Source organism: Streptomyces sp. NPDC053426 (assembly GCF_055585405.1).
In genome coordinates this window covers 152821-172225 of sequence record NZ_JBVJKE010000016.1, presented here as the reverse complement: position 1 = coordinate 172225, position 19405 = coordinate 152821, and the positions used below count along the sequence as shown (strand labels likewise).

General features: G+C 72.1%; 17 protein-coding genes and 1 tRNA gene. 9 read left to right on the top strand and 9 right to left on the bottom strand.

What is annotated here, in order from left to right; genetic code table 11:
- Window positions 1-192: 192 nt before the first annotated feature.
- Window positions 193-1443: a GNAT family N-acetyltransferase gene (locus ACZ62B_RS29395; RefSeq protein ID WP_344566608.1), complete on the bottom strand. Its 1251-nt coding sequence runs from the start codon at window positions 1441-1443 to the stop codon at window positions 193-195.
- Between the two features lie 244 nt (window positions 1444-1687).
- Here ACZ62B_RS29395 and ACZ62B_RS29390 point away from each other — a divergent pair, with 244 nt between their 5' ends.
- Window positions 1688-2209 (top strand): hypothetical protein, encoded by a 522-nt coding sequence (locus ACZ62B_RS29390; protein ID WP_468722683.1) that lies wholly within the window; start codon window positions 1688-1690, stop codon window positions 2207-2209.
- 167 nt (window positions 2210-2376) lie between these two features.
- Here ACZ62B_RS29390 and tpg read toward each other — a convergent pair whose 3' ends face one another.
- The 3 genes from tpg to ACZ62B_RS29375 form a co-directional block, all read right to left on the bottom strand.
- Window positions 2377-2934: a telomere-protecting terminal protein Tpg gene (gene tpg, locus ACZ62B_RS29385; protein WP_468887133.1), complete on the bottom strand. Its 558-nt coding sequence runs from the start codon at window positions 2932-2934 to the stop codon at window positions 2377-2379.
- Window positions 2935-2946: 12 nt separating this feature from the next.
- Window positions 2947-5169, bottom strand: coding sequence for a telomere-associated protein Tap (gene tap / locus ACZ62B_RS29380; protein WP_468722687.1), 2223 nt, complete (start codon window positions 5167-5169; stop codon window positions 2947-2949).
- Window positions 5170-5429: 260 nt separating this feature from the next.
- Window positions 5430-7115 carry a CocE/NonD family hydrolase gene (locus ACZ62B_RS29375; RefSeq protein ID WP_382052199.1) on the bottom strand — a complete coding sequence of 562 codons (1686 nt, stop codon included), beginning with the start codon at window positions 7113-7115 and terminating at the stop codon, window positions 5430-5432.
- A 99-nt stretch (window positions 7116-7214) separates the two neighbouring features.
- Between ACZ62B_RS29375 and ACZ62B_RS29370 the strand changes: the two genes are divergently transcribed.
- Window positions 7215-7931 (top strand): TetR/AcrR family transcriptional regulator, encoded by a 717-nt coding sequence (locus ACZ62B_RS29370; RefSeq protein ID WP_344566616.1) that lies wholly within the window; start codon window positions 7215-7217, stop codon window positions 7929-7931.
- Between the two features lie 259 nt (window positions 7932-8190).
- Here the strand turns inward: ACZ62B_RS29370 and ACZ62B_RS29365 are convergent, their stop codons facing one another.
- Window positions 8191-8748, bottom strand: coding sequence for a TetR/AcrR family transcriptional regulator (locus tag ACZ62B_RS29365; RefSeq protein ID WP_344566618.1), 558 nt, complete (start codon window positions 8746-8748; stop codon window positions 8191-8193).
- A 248-nt stretch (window positions 8749-8996) separates the two neighbouring features.
- Here ACZ62B_RS29365 and ACZ62B_RS29360 point away from each other — a divergent pair, with 248 nt between their 5' ends.
- The 4 genes from ACZ62B_RS29360 to ACZ62B_RS29345 all read left to right on the top strand — a co-directional run bounded on the left by ACZ62B_RS29360 (window position 8997) and on the right by ACZ62B_RS29345 (window position 12802).
- Window positions 8997-9869 carry an SGNH/GDSL hydrolase family protein gene (locus ACZ62B_RS29360; RefSeq protein WP_344566620.1) on the top strand — a complete coding sequence of 291 codons (873 nt, stop codon included), beginning with the start codon at window positions 8997-8999 and terminating at the stop codon, window positions 9867-9869.
- A gap of 157 nt (window positions 9870-10026) precedes the next feature.
- A tRNA-Pro gene (locus ACZ62B_RS29355) sits at window positions 10027-10098 on the top strand.
- Between the two features lie 3 nt (window positions 10099-10101).
- The gene (locus tag ACZ62B_RS29350) at window positions 10102-12402 is read left to right on the top strand and encodes a hypothetical protein (protein WP_469692703.1); all 2301 of its coding nucleotides are present in this window, start codon (window positions 10102-10104) and stop codon (window positions 12400-12402) included.
- Between the two features lie 94 nt (window positions 12403-12496).
- Complete coding sequence (locus ACZ62B_RS29345; RefSeq protein WP_468722690.1) at window positions 12497-12802, top strand: hypothetical protein; 306 nt, start codon at window positions 12497-12499, stop codon at window positions 12800-12802.
- A gap of 117 nt (window positions 12803-12919) precedes the next feature.
- Here the strand turns inward: ACZ62B_RS29345 and ACZ62B_RS29340 are convergent, their stop codons facing one another.
- The 3 genes from ACZ62B_RS29340 to ACZ62B_RS29330 all read right to left on the bottom strand — a co-directional run bounded on the left by ACZ62B_RS29340 (window position 12920) and on the right by ACZ62B_RS29330 (window position 15286).
- Window positions 12920-13753, bottom strand: coding sequence for an alpha/beta fold hydrolase (locus tag ACZ62B_RS29340; protein ID WP_344566626.1), 834 nt, complete (start codon window positions 13751-13753; stop codon window positions 12920-12922).
- Between the two features lie 54 nt (window positions 13754-13807).
- Window positions 13808-14647, bottom strand: a complete 840-nt coding sequence (locus ACZ62B_RS29335; RefSeq protein WP_468722693.1) for an alpha/beta fold hydrolase — start codon at window positions 14645-14647, stop codon at window positions 13808-13810.
- 198 nt (window positions 14648-14845) lie between these two features.
- Window positions 14846-15286 carry a DUF5707 domain-containing protein gene (locus tag ACZ62B_RS29330; RefSeq protein WP_469692701.1) on the bottom strand — a complete coding sequence of 147 codons (441 nt, stop codon included), beginning with the start codon at window positions 15284-15286 and terminating at the stop codon, window positions 14846-14848.
- A gap of 240 nt (window positions 15287-15526) precedes the next feature.
- Here ACZ62B_RS29330 and ACZ62B_RS29325 point away from each other — a divergent pair, with 240 nt between their 5' ends.
- From ACZ62B_RS29325 to ACZ62B_RS29315, 3 genes are read left to right on the top strand one after another with little or no spacing between them, the layout of a single operon-like run.
- The gene (locus ACZ62B_RS29325) at window positions 15527-17863 is read left to right on the top strand and encodes a sensor histidine kinase (RefSeq protein ID WP_469692700.1); all 2337 of its coding nucleotides are present in this window, start codon (window positions 15527-15529) and stop codon (window positions 17861-17863) included.
- Window positions 17860-18543 carry a response regulator transcription factor gene (locus ACZ62B_RS29320; protein WP_344566634.1) on the top strand — a complete coding sequence of 228 codons (684 nt, stop codon included), beginning with the start codon at window positions 17860-17862 and terminating at the stop codon, window positions 18541-18543. Before ACZ62B_RS29325 ends, ACZ62B_RS29320 begins: the two co-directional genes overlap by 4 nt.
- A gap of 51 nt (window positions 18544-18594) precedes the next feature.
- Complete coding sequence (locus ACZ62B_RS29315; protein ID WP_344566638.1) at window positions 18595-18906, top strand: SCO4225 family membrane protein; 312 nt, start codon at window positions 18595-18597, stop codon at window positions 18904-18906.
- Between the two features lie 56 nt (window positions 18907-18962).
- Here ACZ62B_RS29315 and ACZ62B_RS29310 read toward each other — a convergent pair whose 3' ends face one another.
- Window positions 18963-19103: a hypothetical protein gene (locus ACZ62B_RS29310; protein ID WP_468722700.1), complete on the bottom strand. Its 141-nt coding sequence runs from the start codon at window positions 19101-19103 to the stop codon at window positions 18963-18965.
- Window positions 19104-19405 lie beyond the last annotated feature (302 nt).

Genomic DNA, 19405 nt, shown 5'->3' with positions numbered 1-19405 from the left:
CCCCGTGAGACCCCGGTGGCCACCTTCCGGGCCACACCTCACGCAGCGTTCGGATCCTCGGTGTGCCGTGGTGCCTCCCGGAGCGGTGAACATCTGCTGTCCGTTCCCATGAACAGAGCCGGACCCCGGCACTCCGTACGAGCGGTGGCGAGCCTCGTGCGGACGAAGCCGTTGTCCCGCTTGTGGGCGCGTTCAGTAGGCGGGGAACGCCCAGCCGCCGGGGTAGAAGGGCTCGCGGTCGGCGCGGAAGGCGCGTGTGGCGCGGGCCAGCGCGCCGGGTCGTACTTCCTGGACCAGGCCCGCTGCCGCGAGGGAGGCGAGCGTGGTGCCGCCGAGGAAGGCCGCCCCGAGCTCGGCTGCGGTGAGCCGGAGGTCGGCGGGGGCCTTCGTACGCTCGCAGACGACCGCGTCCCCTTCGGTCTGCAACCGGTAGCGTCCGGTGTTCCAGGGGCAGAAGTCGTCCTGGACGTTCAGGACCACGTCCAGCGGGGTGGAGTAGCGGCGTGCTGCCAGGGCCCGGCCGACATCGACCAGTCGCACCCACAGCCGGTCGACCACGGTCGAGCGGACCGCCCGGGGTTCGGTCAGCAGGTGCGGCAGCGGCTCGTCCACGGCGGCCTCGTACTCGATCCACGGCACCAGGTCGATCCCGGCGAGGAAACGCCACAGCGCGGCGTAAGCGTGCCGGGTGGCGGCTGCCAGTTCCACGATCCGTACCGCGCTGGTGTCGTTGCCGGCAGCGTCGCTCGCTTCGTTGATCCGGTACAGCGCGTATCCGGTGGCGTCGCCACCAGGGTCGCGGTGTACGGCGTACCGCAGCGAGGTCGCGCCGCCGCGCGAGCGTGGCTCATCGGCCAGTCGGCTGTTCCAGGCCCGCTCGGCCCGGCCGGGCCAGGCGATCGAGTCCTCGCGGACACGGTCGTAGACCTTCTCGATCACAGGGCGGGCCGTGTGGCGGTCCAGGAGTTGGATGCTCCCGCCGCCGAAGTCGGTTCCGGGGCGGAAGAGCATGGACCTCTTCTCGCACCGGAGCCGGTTCCCGCGGGTGGCCGGACCGTAGCCGAAGCGGCCGTAGATCGCCGCCTCCGAGGGACGCAGTACGGCGACCGACTCGCCGCCGGACTCGTGCAGGTCAGTCAGTTGCCTGCGTGTCAGCGAGGTGAGGATGCCGCGGCGCCGGTGGGTGGGGGCCACGCCGACCCAGGTGACACCCGCGACCGGGAGATCGGCGCCGGGGACGGTGAGGGACCGGGTGTAGATCGCGGTGCCTCCCACGGGCATGCCGCCGTCGAACGCGGCGATCGTGCGGTCCAGTTCGATGGTGGCGCGTTCATCGGCGAGTTCCTCGTCGGACCGGTCGCTGCCGTAGGTGTTGGCGATCATTCGGGCCCATGCGGCGAACTCGTCGTCGGTGACGGGGCGGAGGAGGTAGGAGTCGGTCACTGCGCCTGTGTAGCGGACATCGAGCCGTGACGCGATCGAATTGTCGCGGAAGAGGTCGGACTTGCCGCTCCGCACGCCCGTCGCCGGGCTCCCCAGCCGGGGGGGGAACAGGAACGTGCTCGGCTCGTTGGGTACGGTCGGCCCGAAAGCGGCCGGTGGCGTCGCTCACCACCTTGATCGCGATGTCCGGCCTGCGTACGTGGGCACTGGGGGCGTGTGCCGGAAGTGTTCTAGGTTGGCTCATGTGAGTGTGGAGGGGCGGGGTTACCGGTATGTCGGGCCGGCCGGGCTGAAGGCCGCGGTCCGGCCCGGCAGCGGCGGCTGCCGGATCGACTCGGCGGCCGACTTCGGCAGTTGGGTCGCCGAGCGATCAGCGGCGGAGCTGGTCGAACCGTTCACGTTCGTGGTCGGCATGGACGGCGTGCTTCGGCTGGCGCCGCGACGAAGCGAGCATGTGGCTTGTGCCGGTGGGGAGATGGTTCTGAGCGCCGGCGAGATCAGCTTCGTCCGCGAGGCGGGCCGGTGGGCCGTCGCCGACGTCAGCAACCACTCGACCGGGTACTGCCCGGACGTCAGCTCCTGGTCGGCGGTCGCCCATGCTCTGGACGGCATAGGGCTCGAGCGTCCGTCCGGCTTCACGCACGAAGTGGTCTTCCGGCGCTGTCCCGGCTGCCAGGAGCACAACATCGTGCGCGAGGGCGACTTCGTCTGCGTCTTCTGCGGCAACGACGTGCCCGAGACGTGGAACGTGGACCCCGTCGGATGACTGCCGTCGGTCACAGCCACTCGTTGATGGCCGCGATGCGCCGCGGCCCCGATGACCGGCCCGGCGCGCCCCGTCCAGCGGCCCTGGTGACAGCGCGCCGGCCTTGGTTCCGCCTCACGTGCTTCGGCTCGGCCGCAGACGAGGTCCGTGACTCTCCGGCGCGGAGGCTACAGGTCGAACTCCAGGTGCTCGATGTCCGTGAAGCGGACTTCCTCCAGTTGGCCGGCGCGGCGTCCGCTGTCCTGGAAGTACACCTCCTTGAGCGCTTCGGCGACGATCTCCCGCAGCTGCTGGTCGCCGGCGCCGGTCTGCTGGGCGTCGAAGAGGCGGGCGGCGTACCGTGGCGGCAGGGCGACGGTCAGGTGGCGGAGCCTGTCCTCGTCCGTCGAGCCGATCGGCGCGGTGTAGCCGATCCGGGCACGGGTGTCGATGACGATGCCGTCGGTCGTCGCCGCCTTCCGCCGTGCCCTGGCGCGGATCTGCGGCTGCCAGCGCTCCTTCACCTCGTGTTCCAGACGGGCGGCGAGGTCCGGGCGGGGTTTTCTGATCTGGCCCTTCACGTACCGTTCCACGGTGCGCTGGGAGATGCGCAGCATCTGGGCGACCGCACGGGTGCCTTTGAGCTGTCTGACCAGGTACCGCATCTGCGCGGGCGCGCTTTTGGGCGCCGGGCGGGTGAACGATTTCCGCACCGCGGCGTCCAGGCCGTCCCCGAACAGGGTCATCGTCGCCTTCTCCTACTCGCCGTTGTCGATGTCGGTGACGGTGCCGTCCTTGATGTAGCGGGCGAGGTTGAGTTCCGGGGCGTCGAACCGCTCGCGGACCTCTTCGCCCCACAGGACGCTCTGGGTGCCCTCGTGCTTGACCAGGCCCGGGTTGACGCCGAGCTTGAAGCCGCCGGGCAGCGGCTTGCCGTCCCGGTAGGGCAGGAAGTCCAGCGGGCTCTCGCCACCTGCCGCGTAGACGACGCAGTCGGAGAGGATCGCGACCGGGTACCGGCCGGTGAACGCCGCGTGTTTGACGATCTTGCGGTGGAGGTTGATCCGGGTGCGGGAGATGACGGCCGCGCGGATGTCCGGCCGCCACGTCGGCCGGGCGAGGGCCCGCCACGGCCGGCCCGGCCGCCAGCCCTCGCCGCGGGGCCGTTCGCGCAGTTTGCCCAGGCCGCCCTTGACCGTCGCCTTGATCGCCGAGACGACGATCGTCAGCTGCGGGTCGCGCCCCTGGTAGCCGTTCATGGCCGTCAGGAAGTCGGCCGGCTCCATGTCCGCGTGTACGCCGAGATCGGCCATCGTCGCCAAGTAGGCGCCGCGCAGCCTGTTGTACCAGTCGTCCAGGTAGCGGCCGTTGTCGTGGCGGACGTACGCCTCGATCGGACGCACCTCGTAGCCCAGCTCCACCGCGTACGCGACGGTGGGTGTGGCGTACCAGGCCGCGCCCTCGGGGCGTTCGCCCTTCGGCGTGAACGGGCTGGGCAGCAGACTCGCGTCCAGTTCCGCCCATTTGTCCTTGCCGATCCTCACCCTCGACAGGTCGACGTGGGACAGGTCCACCAGCCACGACCCGGGCAGCTTCGGGTCGAACGCGGGGGCCTTGACGTGCTCCGGCGCGCCGAGGCCGACGACCAGGCCGTTGGCGCCGGCGGCGAAGGCCATGTTCACGTCGATGCCGACCAGGTGCCGCAGGGTGCATTCGTCGTCGGTCATCGGCCGCGCCCAGTCGTACGCCTCCTCGAACAGCTTCTCGCCGGGGCCGCGGACGTGGAAGCGCGGCAGGTCCGCCAGGAGGGGGTGTCCGTCGGGGGCCTCGCACGGGGCGCAGTCCACCGGGTCCTTGCCCAGCGAGCCGGGGTTGCGCTCGGAGTGCCGCTTGCCCGTCGCGTCGGGTTCGGAGGCGCGGGTCGGCGGGTGCAGCGCGGTCATCAGCTCCAGGCCGGTGACGGCGGTGGAGCCGCGCGGCGTCATCACGCGGGAGGCGTACACGCCCAGGGTCCGGGCCAGGTCCGCCGGCGGGAGCTGTGCGGCGTGGCCCCAGTGGCGGGAGTCGAGGGCGTGCCAGGACGGGATGCACAGCTGGACGCAGTTGCGTTCCGCGCCCCGCGCGGGGCGGTAGATCCGCGCCCACGGTCCGAAGCCGCGCTTCGTCAGCTTCCACTCCGCCCGGGTCAGCTGCTTGACGACCTTGTGGCTCTCCGGGATCCGCCCGGCGAGCCGCTCCTCGTCGGTGAGGGCGACGGGGAGGCCGTAGCGCTCCAGCGCGGCCTCGGTGAGCACGAGCAGCGGGTCGGCGTCCTTGCCCGGACCGGACAGCTTCGGCTGACCGAGCTTCGCCTCGCGCAGCGTCCAGTCGACCAGGGCCGGCAGGGACCTGGCGGGCACCTCCAGGACCAGTCCGCCGGTGCAGTACGCCAGGACCTGCCCCTCCGTGTCGACGTCGACGACCGCGAGCGGCCCGTTCTCGAAGCGCGGATCGGCGCCGCCCGCGGGGGTGCCGGCCGGGGCCGCCTTCCGCGCGTCCGGGCGCCGTGACGTCGACGACGGCCCGGGGGTGTGCGGCGCCGCTGCTGGGCGGGCCCGGGTGGGGTTCTCAGCCGTGGTCATGGCTACGGCTTCGGCCCCCTGGCCCGTGGGCAGGGGCCTCTCCTTCGGCGCCGGGGTCACCGGGGTGGTGAGCGTCTCGGGTGTCGCCGTGTCCTCGCCCTGGGCGCCGGTGTCGGCCGGGGCGGGGTACAGCTTGGAGAGTCCGTCGAGGAGACGTGCGTACGCGTCACGCTCCGGCGGGCGGGGTTCGGTCTTGCCGGCCTCCCAGCCGCTGACCGTGGCCCGGCGCACCTGCAGCGCGGTGGCGATCTCGTCGATCGTCAGGCCGTGGGCCTTGCGCAGACGCTTGCGCTCTTCGGGCGATGGCAGTGGGGCGCGGGACGCGAGGAGCGCGTCGACCCGGTCGAACAATTCGGACATGGAAGGCCTCCTGTCCCCCAACCATAGCGTGAAGCGTACGGATTGAGTACGAGTCGAGTACGGATCGCGTACGAATCGTGTGCGGATACCGTTCGATCAGTACAGGGAACTCGGACGGCGGTCGGCGGGATCCCGCGCCGGCGGCGAAGGGGCCTGCGACCGGAGTACGGCAGGGTGCCCTTCCCTTACTGGGCGCAGCCCGGCAAGGACGAGCCGGGCCGGACGGCCCGGCTCGTCGGTCCCTTCCGGGAGCAGGGGGATCACTCGAGCCCGGAGCTGCTGGGGAGCATCAGCACCGAGTCCGTGTGGACCGTGACGCGCACCGGTGTGAAGGTGGTGGCGTCCACCGGCGATTCCCCGGTGCCGGGGTTACGGGCGTAGCGGGGACTCGCGCCTCCGCTGATCTGCCAGCGTATGCGGTGCCCCGCGGCGAAGCGGTGGGCGGTGGAGCTCATCTCCACGGTGACCTGCGAGGGCTCGGATCCGGTTGTCCGGAGTCGGCCCAGTCCGTCGCAGACGTTGACGGAGCGGCCTTGCGCGTCCACGTCGCACAAGCGGGCGAAGACGTCGGCGTGCCCGGTGTCCGTGGAGATGCCCAGCCGCGCGGAGACCGGGCCCAGGATGTCCACGGGCTCGGTCAGTGGTGGGCCGGTGAACGTCAGGACGTCGTCCCGGGCTTCCAGAACGCTGTTGTCGCGTGGGCCGGCGGTGCGGGAGAGCAGAGGGCCTCCGAGGGAGGGGGTGGGGTCGGCCGGGTCGTAGCGGAACGTCGTCAGTGGCGCGGATTCCGTGGGGGGCCGCTGGGTGAGGTGCCCGTCCGGGGCGGGGTACCACGAGGTGGCAGCGGAGGCCGGCGGCCAGTCGTCGAGGTCCCGCCAGGTGTTCTCGCCGTTGATGTGCACGCGTACCGCGGTGGGGCGCAGGCCGGAAGGGTCGGCGCACAGGTGGGCGCGCAGCCAGGCGAGGCTTTCGGCGAACACCTCGGGCCATCCCTGCTGCAGGGCGGAGGTGTGGGTCCAGGGTCCGACGAGCAGGGCGGTTTCGCATCCGGCCCGGCGCAGCCGGTCGTACTGCCCGAAGGTCTGGTCGACGAGCGCGTCGTGCCATCCGGTGATCAGGGCCGTGGGGACGCCGAGCCGCTCCGCCGACTCCGCCAATGACGCGCCGCGCCAGTAGGCGTCCTTGGCGTCCGGGTGCGTCATCACGTCGTCCAGCCAGGGCACCTCGCCTCCCAGGGCGGACTCGTACGCCCCACGCAGGGGTTGCGCGGCGGTGACGTCGCGCAGGCGGCGCTGCAGGCGCAGCGTCGCCTTCAGGAACGGCACCATGCCCTGGTGCTGGTAGGTCATGCCCGCGCCGACGGCGAGGACGTTCTCCAGGCGCAGCGCACCGTCCGCGTGGAACAGGGCGTAGGGATCGTGCAGTCCTACCTGCACCACCATCGCCTTCAGTTCCGGCGGCGGGTCCAGAGCGAGGGCCCATTGCACGTAGCCCAGGTAGCTGGGGCCGACCGTCCCCAGCGTCCCGTTGAACCAGGGCTGCTCGCGCAGCCAGGAGACCGTGGCCCGGCCGTCGGCGGTCTCGTTGCGCCACAGGTCGAACACGCCGCCCGAACCGCCGGTGCCGCGACAGCTCTGCAGGACCACGTGGAAGCCCTGTTCGGCGAAGAGCAGGCCGTACTGGGGCGACCACGGCAGGCCTCGGCCGTAGGGCGAGCGGACCAGGAGGGTGGGGAAGTCACCCTGGGCGCGCGGGAAGTAGTGGTCGGTGATCAACGGGCTGCCGTCGGCGGCCGGCACCACCAGCCCCGGCTCCCATCCGACCTCGTGCCGCTTCGCCGGCAGACCTCGCCAGGTCGCCCTCATCATCCGCGAGGACAGCGGCGGTTTCCCGGCGGGCGGCACCCAGACAGGTCCGGTCACGGCGTCGGGCGTGCGTGATGGCATCGTTCCCCTCCTCATTTCCGTACGTTGTACGAGAATAGAGGATGCTTGGATGACCTTCGCAAGGACCACCCCCGCAACCGGAGGAAGGAGCGCAGGAGCGTGCCCGGTGACCAGAAGTCCAGCGCCGCGAGCGTCGATCCCGAACAGCTCTGGCTGCGTCCCGCCGAGTTCCGCAGAGGCCGCAGACCCTCCTTCAGCCGGGAGGTGATCACCGAGGCGGCCGTCACCCTGGCGGACGCCGAAGGCCTCGAAGCGGTCACCATGCGGCGGGTCGCCGCCCGGGTCGGAGCCGGTGTCATGTCGCTCTACAGCTACGCCCCCGACAAGGAGACACTGCTGGAACTGATGGTCGACCACGTCAGCGGCGAACTGGCGGCCACGGACCCGCCCAGCGGCGACTGGCGTACCGACCTGAAGACCGTCGCCCACCTGCAGCGCGCCCACATGCTGCGCCATCCCTGGCTGCCCGCCGCCCTGACCACCCGTCGCGTCCCGGGCCCCAACACGCTGGCCTTCCTGGAACACGCGCTCGCCGTCCTACGGCCCACCAGGCTGGACGGTGCGGCGAAGCTGGAGGTCTTCGCCCAGCTCACCGCATTCGTGGCCGGACACGTGGCTCACGAGATCGCGCAGGCCGCAGCCGCACGGTCCCCGGAGCGGGCCGCCGCCGAGGCCCGCTACCTCGCCGCCGTCGCCGCCGACGGCCGCCACCCGGAACTCGCCGAAGCCCTCTCCGCCCCCGGACGCCCGCTCACCGCCGAAGCCACCTTCGCCCGGTTCCTGGGCCGCCTGATCGACGGTCTCGACGCCGACTGACGCAACGCGCCCGCGGACGCGTCCCGTCCGCGGCGCCCCGGAGGAACAAGCCGATGGTACGGAGCGCCCGTACGTCGTCACGGGGCGGACCGCGACGCCGACGCCCGGCGGGCCGTGCCGGAGGGCCGAGTGCGTCACCGTACAGTCGGCGCGGGCGGGCGCCGGCCCCGCGCCGCCGGCAGCCGTCCGGGCGGCTCGAACGTGCGCGAGGACGCCCGCCCGGTGCGCGTCCTCCGCGGAATCCGGTACCGCGACGGCATCAGCGGTGCCGAGGAGTCAGCACCCCTTGGAAGAGCGCGCCGTACCGTGACGTCAGTTCCGTACGGTCCATTCGGAGCAGCCCCTCGTCCCCGACCACCCACAGTGCGTACAGCAGCCCTCCCGCCAAGGCGGCCGTCATGCGCGCGCGGACGTCGGCGTCGGGGCCGGACAGACGACGGCGCAGCGGTGCGACGAAGAGTCGCTCGTGCGTGTCGCGCAGACGTTCGCGGATCTGCGGTTCGCCGCTGCTGCGCACCAGGGCCAGGAAGACACCCCGCGCGGAACCACCGAGGTCGACGAGGAGTTCGGCGAGCCGGTCTCCCAGGTGTTCCAGTGGCACGTCGAGCAGTGGCTCGTCATCGATCGTCAGGTGCATCGTCTCCAGGAACAGGAGTTCTTTGCTCTTGAAATGACGGATCACCAGTGCGGGGTCCGTGCCGGCCGCCGCCGCGATCTGGCGGACGGTGGTCCTGGAGAAGCCCTGGTTCCGGAACAGCCGGGCAGCGGCCGAGTGGATGGCCTCGCGGGTCGTGGCACTGGAGCCGGTCTGCAGCATGCGGGACAGGATAGGGGCCCCGGCGCTTCGCAACTGCGGGTTCGCGCGTCCGCGGGGCGATCCGGGGGTCTTTCGTAAGCGTTTCAAGAAGTCCGGTCAACAATGTTGACTCCCCGCCGGGGGGCCTGCACATTACCTGACGGTAGAACTGCTCGGTAACGACGCGGCCCCGCACTCCCCCACGCCCGAACCGCTCCGTTCGCACCGACGGCACGCCCCACCACTCCTCCCCCGAGAAGAGGGATCACATGCCGAAGCACGCCCTGCGGAATGTCATGGCCACATCATCCGCACTCGTCGGTGCGCTCGCCCTCAGCCTCACGGGCGGCACCGCGCACGCCTCCACGTCGCTGGACTACGTCGCCCTCGGCGACAGCTACAGCGCCGGCTCGGGCGTGCTGCCCGTGGATCCCACCAACCTGCTGTGCCTGCGCTCCACCGCGAACTACCCTCATGTGATCGCCGACCGTACGGGCGCCCACCTGAAGGACGTGACCTGCGGCGCCGCCCAGACGAAGGACTTCACCACATCGCAGTACCCCGGGGTCGGGCCCCAGGTGAACGCGCTCGGTGCGGGCACCGACCTGGTGACGCTGACGATCGGCGGCAACGACAACGGCACCTTCATCAACGCCATCACGGCCTGCGGTACCGCGGGCGTCCTCAGCGGAGGCAAGGGCAGCCCCTGCAAGGACCGGCACGGCACCTCCTTCACCGACCAGATCGACGCGAACACCTACCCCGCGCTGAAGACCGCCCTGCGGGCCGTTCGCGCCAAGGCCCCCAACGCCCGCGTGGCGGTCCTGGGTTACCCGTGGATCACACCGGCCGAGGCCGATCCCTCCTGCTTCGTGAAGCTTCCGGTCGCCGCCGGTGACGTGCCGTACCTGCGGGGCATACAGGCGCGCCTCAACGCGGTCGTCGAACGCGCCAGCGAAGAGACCGGCGCCACCTTTGTGGACTTCTCCCGGATCTCCGAGGGCCACGACGCGTGCAAGCCCGGCGGGACCCGCTGGATCGAGCCTCTCCTCTTCGGCGGCAGCCTCGTACCCGTCCATCCCAACGCCCTCGGAGAGCGGCGCATGGCCGAGCACACCATGAGCGTCCTCGGCCTGGGCTGACGGCGGCGCGTCTCACCCTCGACGACCGGTCCGCTCGGCATGTACCACCTCGTGGATGCCGCGCCGTACGGCAGCCGGCTGTACGGCGTTCGGGGGTGCGGGTCATGGGAAACCCTGTTGCGGGGTGATCATCCCCACGGCTAGCGTCAGCCGTCATCGACGTGTAGCTCAGCAGCAGAGCACCGGGCTCGGGACCCGGAGGGCGCAGGGGCGGAACCTGCCACGTCGGCTTATGAACGACAACGCTGAGCAGCAGCCTCCCACCGTGGCCCTGTCCTATCCGCAGGCCCAGCTGGCCAAGGCCTTCGTGACCGCGCTGACCCATGAGGACGCCGGCACCCGGCGCCGCGCCGAGGTGCGCGGGCAGCGCTGGCGGGAGGTGCTCGCGGGACTGGTCACAGGCCGGTTGTCGGTCGGTTCGCGTACGCCCGTGGACGGGTTTCCGGCCTGGGTGACCCTTGAAGTGGTGCGGGGCGGCTTCGCCACCGGGACCGCGAGCGCGGGCGGCCCGCTCCAGGAGTACGAGACCGAGGCCGCGCGAAGTCTCGGGGTGCCCGCCGAGCGGCGCGCGCTCTTCGCCCACTGCCTCACCGAGCCCGGACTCGCCTGGCTGGGGGGCCTGTTGGACAGTGGCCGCTACGAGATCGGCGTGCCCGAGGAGGCCGCGCTGCTCACCATGGCCTGGCTGGTCCGGCACGGGGAGACCGACGCGGCGCTCGACCTCGTGGCGGAACTGGAACCGTTCGCCGACCGGCTGCGGTTCCTGCCCCGCCCGGCGGACGGGCCCGTGCCGGACGCCGGCGCGGCCGTCCACCGGCGCACCGTCTCCGAGGCCGTCGACATCCTGATACGGCGGCGGCCCAACGCGGCCGTCGAGACCCAGCGCGAGGCACTCGCCGTATGGCAGCCGTTCGGCGACGAGCTGCTCGTGCACTGGCTGCGGACGGCGCGGGACGGACGGGTCCTCGAACTCGTCCCGGACGCCGACTGGCTGGCGCACGGCGAGGTCCTGCTCAGCCGTTACCGGCTGCTCGCCGCGGAACACACCCGTTGCACCAAGCACCGCGACCCCAAGGGGAATCTGGGCATTCTGCGCGGCGCGCTGGAGGAGACCGTCGCCGGACGGCCGCTGGACGTGCGCCGGCTCGGTCTGCTGCGGCACGCGGTGGAGTCCATGGTGCGGCGGCGCGGCCTGCCCGGCTCCACCGCCCACACGGCCCTGCGCCGGAGCCAGGCCGAGCAGGCGGCGCTTCCTTCCCACCACGCCCTGGCCCAGCTGATGCTGCGTCGGCTCGCCGTGCTCCCGCAGGAGACGGGCATCACCGATGTCGCCCCGCTCCTGGGCGCGGTGAGCGGGGAAGAAAGCCGGGAGACCGGCCTGCCCGCCGGAGCGGTCGTACCGCCCGTGATCCGCCAGGTGGTCGAGTCCGCGCTGAGCGCACCGCTCGGCACGCTGGTGGAGCGGGGCGTCGTCCCGTCCGCCGAGGTCCTGGCCGGGCTGGTGCCGCAGTTGGTCGCCGCCACCACCGCGCAGGCGTACGGCGACGAGACGCTGCGCACGCTGATGACCGCGAACTACCGGGCGTTCCGCAACCGCCGCTCATTGCTCCTGCTCAACCTGGAACGCCAGGTGCGCTTCGAGGAACTGCCCTGGGTACGGGCGGTGTCGGGGCAGCGATCCGCGGCGCTGGGCAAACCGGACGACGAAGGCGCGCTCGCCGTGCTGCGGCAACTGGGCGAACTGGCCGTACAGGCCTTCCCCGGCACGATCCTGCCCAACCCGCTGGTCCGCGAGTTCGGCGTTCTTGAACGCCAGTGCGACCTGGGCGCCCCGTTCGTGGAAGAGCTGGCCGCCGACATCTTCATGGGCACGTTCAGCCCGAAGTTCCTCACGGCGGCACGGATCGCGGGCGAACTGCTCGGCGGCACGCTGTACGAGCGTTACTACGGCGTCGACTACGCGGCGATCCGCAATCCGGCGATCACCGAGACCGCTACGGCCCTGACCCGTTCCCACGGTGCCCGTACCTCTCCCGGCTTCGCGCGGCTGTGCGCCGAGCGGGCCGGGGCGGTGTCGCGGTCCTCGTCGGTCGCGGCGAACGGCATGGTGATCGAGCAGGCGCAGATCCTCACCACGCACAATCTGGCCACGCTGGTCCACCGGGTGGGCATCGCCCCCCGGCCCGGCTGGGCCGGCCTGGCGCGCTGCTGTTTCGTGACCGTGTGCCGGCTGGTCTCCCGTGTGCACCACAACCCGCGGCCGTTGGGCACCATCAAGGACGCCGCGTACGCGTGGCGCCAGATGGTGTTCCACCTCTCCCTGTGTCCGCCGGAGGAGCAGCGGCAGTTCATCGCGGGCCTGGACGAGGTGATGGCCCGTCAGCCGGACCACGTCGCAACCCGGCTGGCCCCCGCCCTGGCGGGCCTCGCCCTGGTCGCCGAGGGCGGCGCTTTCGGCGGTGACGGAACGGCGGACGGCAGCCGTGCCCGGCGTTTCCTGGGATGGAGCACCGACGGGCACTGGATGCGGTGAGGACGAGAGCGCGGGCGTGGCAAGGCGGATCGCGTCCGGGTCGGCGGTGGCCGAACCGGCAGGTGCCCGTCCGTGCGTGTGGAACACTGCGGGTGTGCCCACCTGGATAACTCCGCGCCGCCTGGGCGCTGTTGCGGTGCTGTACGCCGTCTTCGTCAGCGGCTGGTACCTCGGTCAGCCCCTCCCTCATGTCGGCTGTCCCACCTCCGAAGCGGCTCCCGTCCACGACGCTGCGGTGCTCGGGGAACCCGGCGACGTCTCCGACGACCTGGACCGGCTGTTCGGGCAGTTCGAGCAGGTCGTCACCACCGATATCGTCCACACCGACGCGTTCGTGGCGTGCGAGCCGTGGACGGGCCGCCCTCGCCTTGTCGCCTGGCTCATCGGCGACTGGCGCTGAGAGCGCCGCGGCGTGCCACGGTGCGGGACGGAGCCTCGACGGCACCCCGCCACCGCGGTGATGGTGGCGGGGTGCGTGTGGTCCGTTTCCCGGCGGTGGGAGGCCGCCGGGCGTTCGTCACTTGGCCAGGAACGCCAGCAGGGCGTCGGTGACCTCCTGGGCGTGGGTCCACAGCAGGCCGTGCGGGGCGCCGTCGATGACGACGTAATCGGCCTGCGGGAGCGCCTGGTGGAACGGCTCACCGGTGGACTCGATCGGCAGGATGCGGTCGGCGGTGCCGTGCAGGATGAGCGCCGGTACGTCGATCTTCTCGATGTCGGCGCGGAAATCGGTGGTCCAGGTGTCCACGCAGGCCAGGGAGGCGTACCAGGAGGCGCCGGCGGCGGTGTTCCAACTGGCCCGCAGGGCCTCCTCGCTGATGCGCGTGCCGAGGTTCTCGTCGAGGTTGTAGAAGTCCTGGTAGAACGCGGTGAAGTAGGCGTAGCGGTCGGTGGTGACGGCCTGCTTGATGCCCTCGAAGACGCCGCCGTCGACGCCGCCGGGGTTGTCGTCGGTCTTGAGCAGGAAGGGTTCCAGGGAGGCGAGGAAGGCGGCCTTGGCGATGCGGGCGGAGCCGTAGGTGCTCAGGTAGCGGCCGACCTCGCCGGTTCCCATGGAGAAGCCGACCAGGACGGCGTCGCGCAGGTCGAGCGTCTCGAGCACGGTGTTGAGGTCGGCGGCGAAGGTGTCGTAGTCGTAGCCGGTGGTGGGCCGGCTGGAGCGGCCGAAGCCGCGCCGGTCGTAGGTGATGACCCGGTGGCCGGCCTTCAGCAGGGCGGCGGACTGCTTCTCCCAGGAGTGGCCGTCGAGCGGGTAGCCGTGGATGAGCACGACCGGCTGCCCGGTGCCGTGGTCCTCGTAGTAGAGCTCGATGTCGGTGGTGTTCTCCTGGCCGACCTTGATGAACGGCATGGTGGTTGCTGCCTTTCGGTGCTGGATGTGGTGCGGGGGTGGAATCGGGCGCGGTCAGCGGACCGTGCCGGCGGCCTTCTCGACGATGCGGGTCACGGCGCCGGGGTGGGAGACGGACACCGCGTGGGAGGCGTCGATCTCGGTGGTGCGGGCGTGGGCCCGGTGCGACATGAAGCGCTGTGCGGCCACGGGGATGTTGAGGTCCTCGGTGGTGACCAGGGACCAGGAGGGGATGGTCTTCCAGGCGGCCCCGGTGGACTTCTCCTCGAGCGCGGCGGCGGCGATCGGGCGCTGGCCCGCGGCCATGAGCCGGGCCCGGCCTGCCGGTACGTCCGCGGCGAACTGCTTGTGGAACTTGTCCTGCTCGATGTAGACGTCGGCGCCCCGACTGCCGTCCGGCAGCGTGTGGTTCACCGAGTCGATCACATCGCCGAGGGTGCTGCCGGGGAACTTGTTCGTCAGCCCGAGGGAGCTCTCTCCGGTGTCGGGCAGGAAGGCGGCGACGTAGACGAGGGCCTTGACCTTGTCCTCCAGGCCGGCGGCGGCCTGGCTGATGACGGTGCCGCCGTAGGAGTGGCCGACCAGGACCACGGGGCCGTCGATGTGCTGGACGACGCCGCGCAGGTGGGCGGCGTCGCTCGCCGGACCGCGCAACGGGTTGGCGGCGGCCACGACCGGGTAGCCCGCCCGCTCCAGGCGCTGGACGACGCCGTCCCAGCTGGAGGCGTCGGCGAACGCGCCGTGCTCCAGCACGATCGTCGGCCGGGTCTGGTGGTGGCGGGGCGCCGCGTCGGCCTCACCGGGCAGGGTCACGGCCGTGACGGACAGGCCGACGGCCGCGACACCGAGCAGCGTGATTAACCGGGCCGACGGGGTCGGTCGGGTGATGCGCATCTTCAACGTCCTTCTGTGTGCGGGATTCTGCCCGGATCGGGTCGGGTCGGGTCGGCGAGACGGTCCCGCCCCTGCTGGAAACATAGCGTCAAATTGAATTGGACACAACTTAATTGTCTGAACGGCATGGTCCGGAGCGAGGGCGCGCCGATATCACCGGGGCCGGACTCCCGAGTGCCGTCCGGCCCCGGTGACGGGTCAGCGGGTGACGTCGAACGTGGCCGCGCGGGGCACGAACGTCGTGCCGCCGTCCTTCGCCGTCGCCAGCACCGACACGTGCCAGGTGCCTTCCGCGAGGTCGGCCGCGTCCCGCTGCGTCACCTTCAGCGTGTAGATGCAGCGGGACGTCCCGTCCGAGGTGGCGCGGCACGTGGCCTTGTCCACGTACCGCATCTCCGCCTTCGTCGGGTCGAGTTCGGAACCCACGGGCCACGCGATGACCCTGACTTCGCGGACACCCGAGTCGTCGCTCACGTCCGCGGTGTAGGAGAGCTTCCCCGCGCCCTGCCGGGACGGAGCGGCATAGTCGGCGGAGCCGTTCTCCACGGTCGGCTCCGTGCCGGTGGAGGCCATGGCGTAGCCGCCGGCGGCGAGGGCGACGAGACCGATGACGGACGGGACGAGAACGCGCTTGGACATGAGGGATCCCCCTGCTTGCGAGTGGAGTTTCGATGGGCGGGAAAGCTCAGGAACCGCTGGTCGGTCGGCCGCTTTCCCGATGTGATCGAGACTAGGGCCGGGAGCACCGCCCGATCCTCCCGCCGGAGGACGATCGCCGTGTCGAACCGCGGGTGTGGCATCTCCACCCCAGGTAAGAGAACGGGGTCCGCCTCGAGCCCGAGGACAGCCGCTCACCTGCGGCCATAACCTTGATCTCTCATGAAGAACACCGACGACCGGTTCCTGCCCCTCGTGCTGCTCGGCGCCCAGGCCGCGGTGTGGCCGGGGGCCGATGTGATCCGCGGGAACGTTCCGGCGGAGGCCGGCCTCTTCGTGGCGGCCCTCGTCGCCGGGCTGGTGACGGCCGCGCTTTCGCTGCGCCGTTCGAGGCCGGTGATCTCCCTCGTCGTGGTCGCCGCCGCGTGTGCGCTGGGGGCCGGTCCCCTGCCCGCCGGCGCCATGGCGGTGCTGGGAACGGCGGGTGTGGCTCTGGCCGTGTTCACCCTGGCCGGCGAACGCGACGCCTTCACCGCCCTGTTGTGCGTGACGGCGCTCGCCCTCTGGCAGTCCCTGTACGGCATCACCCTGCACGGGCTCAGTGACCGCGACGGACTCGACCTCGTCCTGACGGCCGTGCTGTACGCCGCCGCGTCCGCCGCCGGAATGCTGGTACGGCGCAGCCGGCGCACCCGGCTGGCCGCCGAACAGCGGCTGAAGCGGGCCGAGATCGAGCGTCACCGGCTCCCGGCGGTCGAACGGCGGCGGATGGAGAGGGAGTTGCACGACGTCAGTGCCCACCATCTGACAGCCGTGGTCGTCACGGCGGGTGCGGCACTCGGGCTGCGCGACCGCCGGCCCGAACTGGCCGAGGAGGCCCTTCGGTTCGCCGCCGAGACGGGCCGTGAGGTCGCCCGGGCGCTCGGCGCGGTGAGGGCGCCGGCGCCCTCACCGGAACAGCAGCCGTCGCCGCGGGAGCGGATGCTGGGTCTGGCAGCCGGTTTCTCCCGGCTCGGTCAGCACGTGGAGTGCGAGATCGACGCGCTGCCGGACGGTGCCGTCGGGGACGCGGCGTACGGCATCGTGCGCGAGGCTCTGACCAACGTGGCGCGGCACGCACCCGGCGCGCACACCACCGTGACCTGCCGGTACGACGACGCCCGTACGGAGGTCGTCGTCACCAGCGCCGCACCGCCGGCCGGTTCACCGGCGCACGGCGCCGGCCTCGGCTCGGGGCGCGGCCAGGGCTTTCTGCGCTCGCGGGCCCGGGAAGCGGGCGGCACCCTGACCAGCGGCCCGACGGCGGAGGGCGGCTGGGAGGTGAGCGCGGTCCTGCCCGGCCGGCTCGCCGCCGCCTCGGTGAAACCTCCGGTCCCGTGGCGGTACCGCCTGGCACAGGTGACGGCCGCCGTCGGTCTCGCCGTGCAACCGCTGCTGCCCCTGCTGGTCGTCCGGACGGAATCCGCGTCGAGCGGTCCGGGGGTGTCGGCGGGCGTGCTCTTCGCGCTGCTGGCCGCGGGGCAGGCGCTCGCACTGCTGTGGCGGCATCGGGCACCCGGCGTCACCCAGGGCGTCGTACTCGCTCTGGCTCCGCTGTGGCCGGTGGCGATGGCCGTGGGCGAGTACACCGGCTGGGTGCTCCTGCCGCCCCTGCTGAGCATGGCCGCCACCTGCGCGGTGACCGCCTCCGCCGCGGCCCGCACGGTCACCGGCCCGTCCGTCGCCGGCGGCCGCCCGCGCCCGCCCGCGTGGACCGGCCCGGTGGTGGCCACGACGGTGCACGCGGCGGCCACCACCGCCGCCCTTCTGCACCGGGGCGTGTCCATCCCCGGCTGGGTGCTCGCCCCGGGGTCGACGGTCCTGGCGGCGCTGGTGGTCGGCGCGGCCTGGTGGGGCGGGACCCTGCGCGGGCGCCGCCGCCGGGCCGCCGGCAGCGCGCAGGCGGAACATCTCGCGGCCTGGACCGAGGAGGCGGTACGGGACGCCTGGGCCGAGCGCCGCCGGATCGCCACCGGGCTGGAGACCACCGTGCTGGCGCGGACCGCCGACATGGTCGCGCAGGCCGAGGCGGGCCGGCTCGACGAGGTCGCCGAACGCGCCCGCGAGGCCCTCGCCGCGATGCGCGCCCTGCTCGATGCGGTCCGGGACGCCGGGGCCGTGCCCGCGCTGCGGCCGCAGCCCACCCTGCAGGCTCTCGACCTCCTCGCCCATCAGATCCGGGCCACCGGCCGCGACGTCGGGATACGGCTGACCGACCGGATACCGAGACGGCTGCCCACCACCGTGGACCTGGCTGCCTACCATGCCTGCGAAACGGTGCTCGCGGCCGGCGGCGAGGAGCCGATGGCGGTGGAACTCGACGCGGACGACACCGCGTTGACGATCACGGCGATCGGCGTTCCGGACACCGCACGTCCCGCCCTGTGCCGGCGGCTGTCGGCGCGGACGGCGATGGCCGGCGGAACGGTCACCGCCGGCCCGTCGGGTCCGGTGCGCGTCCTGCTGCCGCTGACCGCGGCACCGGCCGCACCGCGGGACGACGAGGAGGGACAACGATGAGCCTCAGGGTGCTGGTCGTCGACGACCAGGGCATCGTACGGGCGGGGTTCGCCGCCGTGATCGACGCCGAGGAGGACTTGACGGTCGTCGGCGAGGCCGCCGACGGCGCCGAGGCGGTACGGCTCGCCGGGGAACTGGCACCCGACGTGGTCCTCATGGACGTCCGCATGCCCCAACTGGACGGCATCGCCGCCACCCGGATCATCACCGGGCGTCCCGACGCGCCCCGTGTGCTGGTGCTGACCACCTTCGACCTCGACGCGTACGTGTTCGACGCGCTGCGCGCCGGCGCCTCCGGTTTCCTCCTCAAGGACGTGCACCCCGGCGAACTGCTGAACGGCATCCGGGTGGTGGCCGCCGGTGAGAGCGTCCTCGCCCCGTCCGCGACCCGCCGGCTCATCGGCCACTACGCCTCCAGACCGGGCACCGCGTTTCCGGGCGGCAGCACTCCCCGCGAGCTGAACAGCCTGACCGGCCGTGAGCGCGACGTCCTCGGCCTGATCGCCGCGGGACTCACCAACACGGAGATCGCCGAACACCTCGGCATCACCGTCGGCACGGTGAAGTCCCACGTCAACGCGCTGCTCCGCAAACTCGAACTACGCGACCGGGTCCAGGCGACGATCCTCGCCTACGACCTCGGCCTCGCCCACCCCAACCCGCCCCACTCCCCCGCCTGACAGCCCACCGGCCACCGGCCACCGGCCACCACGATCCAGGAGTCCACCACCATGACCGGTCCAGGTCCGTCCGTCCCGCGCGGTGTGCGCCGTGCCCTCGGCACCGCCGCCGCCCGTGTCTACCTGGCGGGCTGCGCGCTGCTGCTCGGATGGGCGCTCGTGGTCGCCTCCGACGGGTCCATGGCGGCTGTCGTCCCGCTGTTCGCCACCCTCCCGGCCAGTCTCGTCCTGCTGCTCGTCCTTCCCGAAGGCGGCATGATGTTCCTGCTCTCCATCGTCCTCGGAGCGCTGATCAACGCCGTGGTCATCGGCTGGTGCGCCCGTGCGCTGCGCCGTGGGAGCACCCCGGGCACGGCGTCCTGACGGCCTGCGGTGGCGGTTCAGGAGGCCGCTCGGCTCATGCCGTTGAGACGTGCCCGTCACGGCCCTCGGACACGGTGTCCACCCACACGGGCCCAGCCCTTCGGCTGCTCGGGGAGCGGTTTGCCGACCCGCTTGCCGTCGCGGTCGACGTAGTGGAAACGCCGCTTCTTCAGGTCGAATCGGTCGATCAGCCCCATCACCAGAGGGTGGCTGCGGGGATGCGCATCGCGCCCGCCTCGGCGTGCTGGCGGCTATGACCGAACGTTCCCCTCTCGTCCCGGAGTCGACCCGAAGGAGCGAAGCTGCGACGGATCCTGACGTCACGGCGGGTCCGCCGGCGCGGACGGCTCGGGGAACCCGAAGGAATGAATGCCGGGCGACCCCGCGATGCCGTCGCGATCTTTCCCGCACACTGCCAGGTGCGTATCCACATCCGTGCCCTCCGGCGGGCTCGCGCGGCGCGTCGCGTACGCGGCGCCGTCCCGGGCCCACAGGAGTG